Here is a 12064-nt window from a genome sequence, read left to right as displayed (position 1 = left end):
AAATTTCTTCTTAATCTTATTATACTTAGTTTAGCTGACACAATTAAAGATTCAAGCAGAAAATTAACTTATTACTAAACTTTTAATAGCTTGTAATATCTTAGAGATAAAGCGAGAGAAAAAACCGCCTTACATACAATTTATTCCATTTATGATTTCTAGATATTTGTCAGTATTTGTAATTATTTCCTAGGAAATAAGCTCATATTCCATCGTTTTTTGACGCTTAATTTAAAAAAGATGCTCGACTTAGCGAGCATCCTTATATTTTATTTAAAAGCTTCAACCTCTTTATCCCATCCAGCTAATAAGAATTAGCATTAAGAAAATAAAATTTAAATAAGCAAGAGAATAATAGAAGTTCAGATTTGCCCACTTTATATCATCCTTCATATAAAATCCACTAAAGCCTAATACGATCCAAACAATATTTAAAATGGTTGTAAGAACAACAAATGTCGTTCCCATAATAGACATTAAAAATGGCAAAGGGAATAAACAAACAATATAAATAAAGGTTTGACGCTTCGTTACTTCAAAGCCGTATACCACAGGCAACATAGGTACTCCAGCAGCTTTATATTCATGATATCTTCTCATTGCAATTGCAAAAGTATGCGGAACTTGCCAAATAAATAAAAGAATAAATAACACAATTGGAATAATGTGAAAAGCAGAATCAATTGCTGCCCAACCTATCATTGGAGTGAAGGCTCCAGATACACTTCCAATCACTGTGTTTAATGTGTATCTTCTTTTCGACCAGAAAGTATATAGCACAACATATATAAACCAGCCTAAAAAGGCATAAATAAAAGCTTCCATTGTTGTCAATAGCATGATAAGCAAGCCTATCACGGAAGCAGAAATACCCATAGTTAGTACTGCGTTCATAGAAAAATTCCCTGTAACAGTAGGGCGTTGCTTGGTACGAGTCATTTCACGATCTAAATCCACTTCATACCAGTTATTGATAATCAATGCACCAGCAATTGTAAGCGTGCTACCAATCATTGTAAAAATAAATAAATCCAAATTTGCTTTTAAGGTAGCATTTGTAAAATAAAGAACTAATAAAAATCCAGTTAATACAGGAAGTACATTTGCAATTAATACTTTTCCTTTAATCAATGATTTGATATCTATTAGAACATTTATTATATCTCTCTTCCCCGCTTTTGTATGATCATTTATATGCACAGCAGGCTTCCCCATCTATTTCACCCCTTTTTACAGAGAAATCACTATAAGGTCGATCATTTATTTTACATAATTTATCGTTATTGTATCATGAAAAATAGGCATATTCTATTAATCTATACAATATTACTAATTCCTCCACATTTTCTACATCAATTCTTAGATATGCTACAATATTCATACATTAAATTGTGGAGGAGGTTAACATGGAAAATTGGTTTTATAATCCATCTATTACTTTTTACATGTGGAGTATTTCCCACCTGGTATTTATTTTCTTAACCCTCTTCACATTGTTCGCCTTTTATTTTTTGCGTAATCAACTCATACCTTATCGTGACAACATTCGAATCCTAGTAGGATGGGCACTTATTCTCAGCCGCCTTAGCCTAGACATATGGTATCTAATCACTAACACGTGGAACCTCAATCATTCTTTACCATTAGAATTATGTAGCATTGCCACTATTTGTTGTGGAATTATGCTACTTACTAATAATAAGTTTTTATTAGAAGTGTTTTATTTTATCGCAATTGGTGGAGCGATACAGGCCATTCTAACACCTGATTTACAATTCGGCTTTCCACAATTTAGATTCCTGCAATTTTTCATTGACCATACCTTGTTAATTCTTGCACCTTTATTATTAATCTGGTTGTATCAATATTCGATTACTTGGCGATCTATATGGAAGTCTTTTCTTACATTAAACCTTATTGCATTATTTGTATTTATTATCAATATACTAATTGATGCGAACTACATGTTTTTACGGGAGAAGCCCCAAGCTGGAAGCCTACTAGATTTCTTAGGTCCATACCCTTATTATATTTTGTTCTTAGAAATAGTTTGTCTTATTATCTTTTCTATTTTATATATTCCATTTTACATCAAGCGAAAAAACAAATATAAAAAGGCGGCTGCAAGCAATAATTAATTGCTAACAACCGCCTTTTTTAGATGGATTCATTTCGTCTCTTCAATATGACATCCATCATCTGTACAGAAGCTTGTTTCCTGATTCTTTGTAAATACTTTAATATTTTTTCGTTGTTTTGATTCTTCCCAAATCTTTTCCAATATTTCAAGAAAAACTTCAGAAGGCTGTGCGCCTGAAACTCCATATTCTTCATTAATCACAAAGAAAGGTACTCCCTGTACTCCAATTTGCTTTGCTTGATCTTCCTCATCACGTACCATTTTAGTATATTTACATCCCTCAAGCATTTGTTTAATCTCTTTTGGACATAAATCCACTTCTTCACCTAGTGAAATTAATGTTTCATGGTCAGCAATATGTTTTGATTCTGAAAAGTACGCTTTTAATAAACGTTCTACCATTTCTTTTCCTTTGCCATTTGCTTCTGCGAATTTAGCTAAACGATGCGCATCCAATGTATTTACAGGCTTCATCGTATCAAAACGAAATTCTAAGCCAACTTGAGTTGCTTGTGCACCGATATCTTCATTCATCGCAATGGCTTGCTCTATTGGTATCTGGTACTTATGAGCGAGTAATTCATGAATTGTTTTATCATGATTACTAGTAGCATTTGGATCCAGCTCATAACTTTTATATTGAATAATTACATCTTCTCTATGCTGAAAGTTCTCCAAAGCTTGCTCTAATCTTCGCTTACCAATATAACAGAAAGGGCATGCAAAATCAGACCATATTTCAATTTTCATTAATACACCTCATTTCTGTTTTTTATTTTAACATAGCGAAAATTGGATATGTAATGTTGTGCTTCTTAATCATCAATTTTCTAATAAAAAAATGCCTTTTCTCCACATTCTTGCCATATTTTATCTTAAACAAACAAAAAAACGCTCTATTCAGTCAGGTTTGCCCAACTAGTTTAGAACGTTTTCGTTTATTTCCTGTCCATTATTCATCCATTAAGGATTTTCCCATAATGGTTACACGCTTTGTGTTTTTTAATTCTTCTATTGATTTTACCCCTATTCCAAACATCGCCATCTTTAATTCTAGTTCAATTTGATTCATTGCCTCAATTACTTTTTCAGTTGATTCTGTTGCTGCTTGTAATAATTGACGGGCAAAACCAATTACATCAGCACCAATCGTTATTGCTTTTGCAGCATCAAGACCCGTCTTCATTCCTCCACTAGCAACAATCGGTGTATCACTTAAACAACTACGTACAGAAACAATACAATCTTTCGTTGGAAGTCCCCAGCTATTAAACGCTTCAGCCGCTGCTTTACGCAATGGATCTTGTGTACGAAGCTTTTCTACCTGACTCCAGCTCGTCCCACCAGCACCAGCGACATCAATATAAGAAATTCCTGCATGATAAAGCTTCTCTGCTACCTCTCCATCAATACCAAAGCCTACCTCTTTTGCTCCAACAGGTACATTTAACTCTTTACAGATCTTTTCAATTTTTGGCAGTAGATTACTAAAGTTTAAATCCCCACCATCTTGAACGACCTCTTGCAGACTATTAAAATGCAGCACAAGTGAATCTGCTTCCGTACGCTCTACAATCCTTTTGCACTCATCGGCTCCATAGCCATAATTTAATTGAACCGCTCCTAAATTCGCGATAAGAGGAACTGTCTTCGCTTGCTTACGAATTAAAAATGAGTCCTCGTATGCATCACTTTCTAATAATGCTCTTGTCGAACCTAATGCAATAGCCCAACCTTTTTCCTCTGCTGCCATTGCTAGATTCTGATTAATTTTTGTCGCAAGTCCGGAACCGCCTGTCATTGAACTTACTAAAAAAGGAGCATTAATCGTTTTATTTAAAAATGTAGTTTGTAAATCAATTTCCGCAAAATCTATCTCCGGTAATGCATTATGTATGAAATTAATACCTTCTAGGCCTGTTGTCTTATTTACACCTTCTACATTTTCATTTAAACAAAGGCGAATATGTTCTGTTTTACGCTGGTTAATTTCTTGTTCCATTTCTGCACATCCATTTCTTTGAAAGACTTATTAACTATGTCTAAGTGTACTTGTTTCCATTCTACAATTAAAGTAAACTGATTACTATATTTTTATAAGGATGATTTTTTATGAAGAGAAAATACAAATACTACACTTGTCCTTGTTGTGGTTATCAAACACTTGAAAGTAAACCTCCAGGAACTTATGATATTTGTCCGATTTGTTATTGGGAAGATGATGACATACAGTATGAAGACCCTTCTTATGAGGGTGGAGCTAACGGACCAAGCTTATATGAAGCACAACGGAACTTCTTGTCTTATGGAGCTTATGACAAGCATGTACTTCCTTACGTTCGAAAACCCAATAAAAATGATATTAAAGATGAACATTTTAAACTTGTCCAAGAAAAAGGAGCTCTTTGAAAAACATGGTATTGCTACAGTTTTTCTTAGAGACTCCTCTTATTTTTATCTTAAATCCATTTTATTCGGATCTTGGTTAACGCGTTCATTACGATTTAACTCTTTCATCTTTTCCATATCTTCCGTAGACAATTCAAAATCAAACACATCTAGGTTTTCTTTCATACGGGATACAGTTACTGTCTTCGGAATGATGATGGTATCAGACTGCAAATGCCAACGCAACGCTACTTGCGCCGATGTCTTTCCATATTTTGCAGCAATTTCTGTAACAACCGGATCTGCTAAAAGCTCTCCACCATGCTGCAATGGACTATATGCCTCTAAATAGATATTATTAGCTTTACAAAACTCCTTCAGTTCTTCTTGCTGATAATAAGGATGGCACTCAACTTGATTCACTGCCGGAACAATTTCACATTCCTTCAATACACGCTCAAGATGATCGATTTGGAAATTACTAACACCAATTGCTTTTACACGACCATCTTTATACAATTTCTCAAGCGCTTTATATGTTTCAATATAATTATCGTACATTGGTGTTGGCCAATGAATCAGATATAAATCCACATAATCTAAACCAAGCTCTGTCAAACTGCGCTCATAAGCTTGTAACGCTTCTTCATAACCATGATCTGCATTCCAAACCTTCGTCGTAATAAATAACTCTTCGCGCGGCACATCACTCTCAGTAATCGCTTGTCCTACTCCACGCTCATTCTTATACACTTTAGCTGTATCTATCGAACGATACCCAACATCTATTGCATTTTTCACTGCAACCGTTACTTCTTCATTCGGCACACGCCAAACTCCATAACCAAGCTTTGGCATACGCAATCCATTATTTAATACTACATAATCCAATTCATCGCTTCCCTTCCTAATTGTTAGATTATTTTAGCATAGTTTGGGGGGATTTTGGGGATTAAAGGTATCGAGATAAAAAAAGAAAATATTAATCAAGTAATGAAATAGTTGCTGTCGATATAGCTGATATATCGACAGTAGATTTAGATCCACGCACTCATAAAGAGTGCGACGATTGAATAAAGGGGTAACATTAATTTGTACCGATATTTAGATCCACGCACTCATAAAGAGTGCGACGGGGTTTGTTGGTTTCCCGTTCCGGCAGTCTGCGATTTAGATCCACGCACTCATAAAGAGTGCGACTCATTCATATTTTCACCTCTTTACCAAACTTGTAGATTTAGATCCACGCACTCATAAAGAGTGCGACATTTATCAACTTGATCTGCTAAGCTTTGCGTTTGTTATTTAGATCCACGCACTCATAAAGAGTGCGACAAAAACATTAATTACACCAGATATGACTTCACAAATTTAGATCCACGCACTCATAAAGAGTGCGACGGTGCTATAAGTGGTCTAGCTAGTGTTGGTCTCTTTATTTAGATCCACGCACTCATAAAGAGTGCGACCTTAGAAGCCAAGCTTCCTACGGAGACGAGCGGAATTTAGATCCACGCACTCATAAAGAGTGCGACGTAATCCATCTTCACTAGGAAATGTTTGTAACATCATTTAGATCCACGCACTCATAAAGAGTGCGACGATTAATGCCTAAAAAGGTTGCTATTGAACGTATATTTAGATCCACGCACTCATAAAGAGTGCGACCCTAAACTTGCGACAAGTACTTATGGTTCTGTTATTTAGATCCACGCACTCATAAAGAGTGCGACGTTTATTCGAGATAATAACTCAACGGGGTTCCCGGAATTTAGATCCACGCACTCATAAAGAGTGCGACGGTTTATTAATAATCTATGAAACGATTAGTATTGTAATTTAGATCCACGCACTCATAAAGAGTGCGACAGCGATTTTCCCTCAAAAAGTACCTTTTTATTAGTTTTTTGAGAGAAAAGTCACATTAAAAGATTGAAAACATGTAAAAAACAAACATTTTGTTATAAAAAACCTTGTTTTTTTTGCGCGAACCTCATAGGGTTTTCATGTGCACTCTACATTCGCATTAAAAAATCAGAGGTTCATCAACAACAATTGAATCATTTGCTCCAAGATGTTCTACTTTTGTTTTATAATTTTCTCCTAATCTATAGAAACGTAAACTATCATGGCTAAAGTTAATGATTTCCGATAGTTTATTTTTCAACATTACATATTGTGCAGAGTCAATGTTACATTCGAACACAGAATTTTGCACACGTATTCCATAATCTTCACAAATCTTGGCAACCTTTCTTAATCGCTTCTTCCCACCATCGGTTTCTATAGATACATCATATGTTACAAGTATTAACAAATCACTTCCCTCCTATCTCATAAGATAAGGTGGATATGTATCTAAATCTCCACGTAAAAATCTCGCTAATAGCAATGATTGTACATGAGGTAATAATCCTTTTTTTACTTTAAGTTTTAAAAATGGATGTTGTACCGTCTTCTCTTTTTCTTCTTGCCAATATTTAATGAATTTTTTTAGCGCATCTTCTTTCAATATAACTGCACTATTTTCTTGTACATGAAAATCATTTTTCTTTATTTGCTTCTGATTAATCAGTTTAATTACAAAGCGATCAGCTAATACTGGTCTCAATTCTTCCATTAAATCCAACGCCAAAGACACTCTTCCTGGACGGTCACGATGTAGGAATCCGACATATGAATCTAGTCCTACTCCTTCCAAAGCTGATGCACATTCTCTTGTCAACAAAGTATATGCAAAAGAAAGTAATGCATTTAGAGGATCTAATGGAGGTCTTCTAGTACGTTCTCTATAAAAGAAAGCCTCTTTTTGATTTAAAATCCATTCATTCCATTGACTAAAATAAATCGTTGCAGCTTGTCCTTCAAATCCTCTTAAAGATTCTAAGTCATTGGTATGATACAGAACATCCTGTTCTAATACTTTTAAACGTTCAATCGTGCTACCAATATTATCATAGTTAATCCGAAGTGCATGGTCTCTTTTTAATCTCTCCATATTCTTTCTTGCATTATAAACTTTTCCTAAAATCATCATTTTAGCTATTTCTAAACTTTTATCTTCATCATCAGAATAGCGATATTGTGTTTTTCTCAGTGTAACATTACCATTTACAGGGCCACTAACTTTTGCTTGAAATCTTCCTTGTTTAGTGAAAAAAACAAGTCCAATACCATCATTTACACATTTCTCCATCAATGCTGGACTAACTCCTTGATAACCAAAAGCACAAATCCCCTCTAAATTATGTAATGGTACACGCCCTATTGAATTTCCTTCTTGTAACACATTAATATTCTCACCTTTTAAAGCCAAATAGCTATTTGGAATAGTAACATATAGTACGTTTAATAATTTTTTCATTCTTTTAACATCCTCTGCACATATGACATGGCAGTCTCTTTATTTAACAATTCTGGTAAACATATGTTGTTTAAAGAGCATTGCTTACAATGTTTTCCTGTTTTTACTTTAGGTGTATGGCGTCGCGCATAATAGTTTTTCATTTGCTCTATCATTTTGATTACTTTTTCTCTATGTTCCTTTGTGATAATAATATTATCTCTGTGACGAATCTCATGATAGTAAAAAGCGACTTCTTCTATTGTGGTCTGGAACATTTCCTCTAAACAAATTACTTGAGCGGTTGTCTGCAAAATATCCGCTTGATGCCTCTTTGGTTTTCCTCGTTTATACTCAACTGGTAAAACTTTATATTTTCCTTCTTCTCCATACAAAGTAATTCCATTCTTATCATAATGAAATTCAACCATGTCACAGACCCCATGAATAGGCAATGATGTAGAATGCACTTTGAGAGCTCTTACAAATAAAATATCTCCTCTTTTTTCGCGAATAAAAGGATCATCAACTTTAGAATGTAATAGGTTACCTTCAACAGTTAACACATTTTCTTCCCAAGCTTGTTCAATATGGATTAAAGCCCATTGTCTCGGACAAAATTCAAAATGTTGTATGCCTGAGATCATAAATGAATGTTGGTTAGAGTCCATCATATATTTCAAACTCTAGATTTTCTAAAGGTGTCACTTTAACTTCATAGTCTTCTTCAAATGAAGTAGCAACTTCTTCTGTCTTGCGTTTGACTGTTAAAGAACGGTGCACCTTTGCCGAGGAATATTGACCTAGCTTGGAATTATGTTCCCACCAAATAACCTTATTCACTTCCATGGAACCATCTGGTCTCGCTGAAGATGCATCGTTTGCAAATAACGAAATAAGTGCTTGTTTTAACTTTTCAGCATCTTCTTTTGTAAATCCTGTTTTTTCAGCAAGTTGGGGATTAATACTTCCATAAAATTTATATACTCCGAAATCCACACGATGTTTCATTCCCATTGTATCGGAAGTTTTCTGTCCTGGACTTGTTGTATTCGTTGTAGAATTTACGCTCTTAGTAATTTGCATGCTCGTAATATCAACTGGTTCAATACTTGTTGCTGTATGAATCGACACCGGTCCCCGAATTCCTATAGCCATCTTTGTATTTTTAAATGCAAATACCTGTCCAAACGCTCGAACATCATACCAATTTTCTGTTGCAATTTTTGTAGCTAAGTCTTCATCCCCCTTAGCATTATTTAATATTTTCTTCAACTCATCTATAGAATCAGCTCTATCTTTCAAGCTTCTATATTCATCATTTCTTTTCTCATCAGATTGTACAAAAATAGATTCTCCTTCATCTAATAAACGATTTCTGATTTTCCTTTTTATCGCTACATCAGAAACTTCTCCATGTCCTTCATAATCTTGACGAGGGCGGTTTCCATTCAATGGATCTCCATTGGGATTGGCTTTATCTACTGTAAATACTACAGCAAAATCAATCTTATTTTGTAATGTCATTCTTTTTCTCCTCCTTATTTTTCTTATATAATTCTTGAACTTGGCTGCTATAACCAGCTAGAAATACTGGGCTCAGTTTTTTATTTCTAGCTATTTCCATACCAATCGTATCTTCAATTTCCTGAATTTGTTTGATAAAATGCGTTTTTTTACTTCTTTGCAATCGTTGAATATATGGATTTAATTGCTTTCTAATAATATCCCATGTTCTTCCTGGACGATTAGCAAATACATTAAAATACCGAGTAGCATTTGTTGGTCGTGATTCTTCCTTATAATAATCGTTCAATACTGTTCGTTCCATAACTTCTGCCACACCTAATAGACGTCCAAACAGATAATCAATATCTTTACTATCTTTTTGTAATGCCATTGAAGGTACCTCCTTTTGATAATTTTTTTTAATTAATGCGCAAGCTATATTTAGTGTTTGCTCCCATGATTCCATCGTATCTTTAAAAGACTCTGGACGTATCACCCGTTGATAAATACTCCTTATAACATCTTTTGGGACAGGTCTTTTCTCTGTAATACAAGGCAATATACGCGTATAAAATTCCTTTTTTACTGCTGGATTTGCCCGTTCTCCATAAACGGCTTTAGCAATTGCAAAAGTTGATGGTGTTCCGATATATCTTCCAAACCGCTTAGTATCTGGATCACGATACATAAGTCTCCAAGAACATGTATCATGCCAAAACTTTAAATTACCTAAAAATATATCAGGTTCTTGCTCTTGGTAATAAACAATAGCTAATCTCCCAGATGTTGCTGCATCTAAAGCGAGATGAATAATATCCTCTTTTCCTTTATCGGAATTTTCAAAATTATGCTTCATTCCTAATATGGCTCGATTTACTTGTTTAGCGAATATCTCCTCCGTATCAGCTACTTCTACTGGGTTTTGATCGATATTCATGAATTCTCTTTTAAAATAATCTAAAGTACCATCATGAACTTGAGGTACATCAATAGTCTTTGTACCAAACGTTAAGAAATAACGAGTATCAACATGAATGGCTTGTTTTTGGTTTAACCACCTGAGCGCTTGATGTGCCTTTTGGGAAGCCTTATATCCAATTTGCACTACTTCTGTTGGCTCTTTAAATCTTCCACGATATGTATATCCACTAGAATCATTAGAAGATATTATTTTTGATTGATCCCCAGCATGGCGTAACTTAGAGCCATGTTGAGTTGTAATTACACCCTCTTCTCCAGTAACATCACAGATACCTTTTAGATATTTTTCTGTGTCCATATCCATCAATTGCTCTAGATAATGTATATAAGCGTCAAAAGCTTCTTTGTTTTCCCAGAAGTTTTTTTCGTCAGGGCTTTCTTTCAATACATCAAATCGAACAAAAGCATCAAACACTGTTCCAGTTGTCACTTTATAAATATCTGGTTTATCAATTCCATGTTTTTCACTATCACTATTTGACCAAGTCTCTATAACATTCCCACTGTCATCAGTAAAAATAATTCCTTCATTAATCAAATCCTGAATTAATGTTCCTTTTTGAATATAAGATGTTATTATTTTTACAGAAGTAGGCACCCCTGAAGCTTCTAACCATTCTTTCATTTGCGCTTCATAAGCATCAAAATTTTTGTAACGCTTCTCGTTTGTACCATATTTTTGATAGTCTTTAGCAACATAGAAAAGCTTATCGTGAACGTAATGTGGAGCTATTTTTGAACCTGCTCTATTTGCAGAATCTAAGGTCGCAGGCACGATAGTAGCAGCTTCTTCTTTTGGAATAACCTCCGCACGATGAAAATTACCGTTTCTATCCAATATCATTTCAATTTGTGCATTTTGTGCGATATGCGAAATGGGCATTAACGTAATCTTACGAGTCCCTTGTTGTTCAAATACTCCTACCATATGGGAATTTTTATCATAAATGTCTACCAATCTTTGCATCCAGCTCATCAGATGTCCTCCTCTCCGAAGATTTCTTTGTGTTCATTATCAACAGAGTTCATATTAACTCCAATTTCAAACTTCTTCTGGTTGTATTTTTTCACGCTACGAACCATTGGACATTCTTCAGGAGGAATAAAGTCAATCACACCATTTTTCATTTCAGGAATCCAAAAACGGGCTTCTAAATCGTCACCACCACTTTCATCCGGATAAGTAAAACCATGAAACATTCTCCCAAAAGAAATATCTCCTGATTCCTTATAAACACCAATACCTGATTCAAAATCACAGGCTTCTACATATCCTTGGCATTCTCTTGAACCCAAGAAAATATCTCTACGACCTCCTCTTTCAACAGACCGTTTCGCAATATTATGATGTTTATTTTCATTCCAATCATGTTTTAAATCTGGTCTATTTTTATTAAATCCGAAGTGTGCTCGCACTTGGTATTTCGGATTGCGTAAGTAAGTATAATAAGCTAATTCATTTTTATGATCTTGGTATTTCATCGGCCTCATGCTCTTTACTTCCATTTGAATCGGATTTATTACACGTACTTGGTCGATTATCCAATTAATCGATGGCTTCCAATAAATCGACTCTACAATTCCTTTTAGTGCCTGATATGTCGGGATTTGATAGCTGAATTTTTCACCGCCTATGCGTGTTACTGGATCTGTAAACAATGCATACTTTCCATATACAACAAATTCAATTTGATTTCTCATAT

12 protein-coding genes and 1 CRISPR repeat array are annotated in these 12064 nt (G+C 34.6%); of the genes, 2 read left to right on the top strand and 10 right to left on the bottom strand.

What is annotated here, in order from left to right; all coding sequences use genetic code 11:
• Positions 1 to 291 precede the first annotated feature (291 nt).
• Positions 292 to 1215: a heme o synthase gene (gene cyoE / locus AB4Y30_RS02630; protein WP_368653966.1), complete on the bottom strand. Its 924-nt coding sequence runs from the start codon at positions 1213 to 1215 to the stop codon at positions 292 to 294.
• A 191-nt stretch (positions 1216 to 1406) separates the two neighbouring features.
• On the opposite strand from cyoE, the gene AB4Y30_RS02625 reads away from it, so the two are divergent.
• Positions 1407 to 2138 (top strand): TIGR02206 family membrane protein, encoded by a 732-nt coding sequence (locus AB4Y30_RS02625; protein ID WP_368653965.1) that lies wholly within the window; start codon positions 1407 to 1409, stop codon positions 2136 to 2138.
• 29 nt (positions 2139 to 2167) lie between these two features.
• Here AB4Y30_RS02625 and AB4Y30_RS02620 read toward each other — a convergent pair whose 3' ends face one another.
• A complete protein-coding gene (locus AB4Y30_RS02620) occupies positions 2168 to 2890 on the bottom strand; it encodes a DsbA family oxidoreductase (protein WP_368653964.1) in 723 nt (240 codons plus the stop codon).
• A gap of 202 nt (positions 2891 to 3092) precedes the next feature.
• Positions 3093 to 4142, bottom strand: coding sequence for a type 2 isopentenyl-diphosphate Delta-isomerase (gene fni, locus AB4Y30_RS02615; protein WP_368653963.1), 1050 nt, complete (start codon positions 4140 to 4142; stop codon positions 3093 to 3095).
• 110 nt (positions 4143 to 4252) lie between these two features.
• Between fni and AB4Y30_RS02610 the strand changes: the two genes are divergently transcribed.
• On the top strand, positions 4253 to 4549 hold the full coding sequence (locus AB4Y30_RS02610) for a CPCC family cysteine-rich protein (protein WP_368653962.1): 297 nt from the start codon (positions 4253 to 4255) through the stop codon (positions 4547 to 4549).
• Between the two features lie 45 nt (positions 4550 to 4594).
• Here AB4Y30_RS02610 and AB4Y30_RS02605 read toward each other — a convergent pair whose 3' ends face one another.
• The 7 genes from AB4Y30_RS02605 to cas5c all read right to left on the bottom strand — a co-directional run bounded on the left by AB4Y30_RS02605 (position 4595) and on the right by cas5c (position 12062).
• Positions 4595 to 5419, bottom strand: a complete 825-nt coding sequence (locus AB4Y30_RS02605) for an aldo/keto reductase (RefSeq protein ID WP_368653961.1) — start codon at positions 5417 to 5419, stop codon at positions 4595 to 4597.
• Between the two features lie 144 nt (positions 5420 to 5563).
• Positions 5564 to 6397: direct repeats of the CRISPR family, unit length 32 nt; unit sequence ATTTAGATCCACGCACTCATAAAGAGTGCGAC.
• Between the two features lie 157 nt (positions 6398 to 6554).
• Positions 6555 to 6845: a CRISPR-associated endonuclease Cas2 gene (cas2, locus tag AB4Y30_RS02600; protein ID WP_368653960.1), complete on the bottom strand. Its 291-nt coding sequence runs from the start codon at positions 6843 to 6845 to the stop codon at positions 6555 to 6557.
• A 12-nt stretch (positions 6846 to 6857) separates the two neighbouring features.
• Positions 6858 to 7892: a type I-C CRISPR-associated endonuclease Cas1c gene (gene cas1c / locus AB4Y30_RS02595; protein ID WP_368653959.1), complete on the bottom strand. Its 1035-nt coding sequence runs from the start codon at positions 7890 to 7892 to the stop codon at positions 6858 to 6860.
• Entirely contained in the window at positions 7889 to 8545 is a 657-nt protein-coding gene (gene cas4 / locus AB4Y30_RS02590) for a CRISPR-associated protein Cas4 (protein WP_368653958.1), read from the bottom strand. The genes cas1c and cas4 overlap by 4 nt, the downstream gene beginning before the upstream one ends.
• Positions 8532 to 9398: a type I-C CRISPR-associated protein Cas7/Csd2 gene (gene cas7c / locus AB4Y30_RS02585; RefSeq protein WP_368653957.1), complete on the bottom strand. Its 867-nt coding sequence runs from the start codon at positions 9396 to 9398 to the stop codon at positions 8532 to 8534. Before cas7c ends, cas4 begins: the two co-directional genes overlap by 14 nt.
• Positions 9382 to 11337, bottom strand: a complete 1956-nt coding sequence (gene cas8c, locus AB4Y30_RS02580; RefSeq protein ID WP_368653956.1) for a type I-C CRISPR-associated protein Cas8c/Csd1 — start codon at positions 11335 to 11337, stop codon at positions 9382 to 9384. Before cas8c ends, cas7c begins: the two co-directional genes overlap by 17 nt.
• Positions 11337 to 12062 (bottom strand): type I-C CRISPR-associated protein Cas5c, encoded by a 726-nt coding sequence (gene cas5c, locus AB4Y30_RS02575; RefSeq protein WP_368653955.1) that lies wholly within the window; start codon positions 12060 to 12062, stop codon positions 11337 to 11339. Before cas5c ends, cas8c begins: the two co-directional genes overlap by 1 nt.
• Positions 12063 to 12064 lie beyond the last annotated feature (2 nt).

It is taken from the genome of Ornithinibacillus sp. 4-3 (assembly GCF_040958695.1).
In the GTDB taxonomy this organism is placed as follows: Bacteria; Bacillota; Bacilli; order Bacillales; family Amphibacillaceae; genus CALAMD01.
This window is presented reverse-complemented; position numbering and strand designations above follow the sequence as displayed.

Excerpts from the sequence above, each read along its gene's own strand:
- cas5c (WP_368653955.1), bottom strand. The coding sequence starts at position 12,062 with ATGAGAAATCAAATTGAATTTGTTGTATATGGAAAGTATGCATTGTTT.
- fni (WP_368653963.1), bottom strand. The coding sequence starts at position 4,142 with ATGGAACAAGAAATTAACCAGCGTAAAACAGAACATATTCGCCTTTGT.
- cas8c (WP_368653956.1), bottom strand. The coding sequence starts at position 11,337 with ATGAGCTGGATGCAAAGATTGGTAGACATTTATGATAAAAATTCCCAT.
- AB4Y30_RS02610 (WP_368653962.1), top strand. The coding sequence starts at position 4,253 with ATGAAGAGAAAATACAAATACTACACTTGTCCTTGTTGTGGTTATCAA.
- cas1c (WP_368653959.1), bottom strand. The coding sequence starts at position 7,892 with ATGAAAAAATTATTAAACGTACTATATGTTACTATTCCAAATAGCTAT.
- AB4Y30_RS02620 (WP_368653964.1), bottom strand. The coding sequence starts at position 2,890 with ATGAAAATTGAAATATGGTCTGATTTTGCATGCCCTTTCTGTTATATT.
- cas4 (WP_368653958.1), bottom strand. The coding sequence starts at position 8,545 with ATGATGGACTCTAACCAACATTCATTTATGATCTCAGGCATACAACAT.
- AB4Y30_RS02625 (WP_368653965.1), top strand. The coding sequence starts at position 1,407 with ATGGAAAATTGGTTTTATAATCCATCTATTACTTTTTACATGTGGAGT.
- cyoE (WP_368653966.1), bottom strand. The coding sequence starts at position 1,215 with ATGGGGAAGCCTGCTGTGCATATAAATGATCATACAAAAGCGGGGAAG.
- cas7c (WP_368653957.1), bottom strand. The coding sequence starts at position 9,398 with ATGACATTACAAAATAAGATTGATTTTGCTGTAGTATTTACAGTAGAT.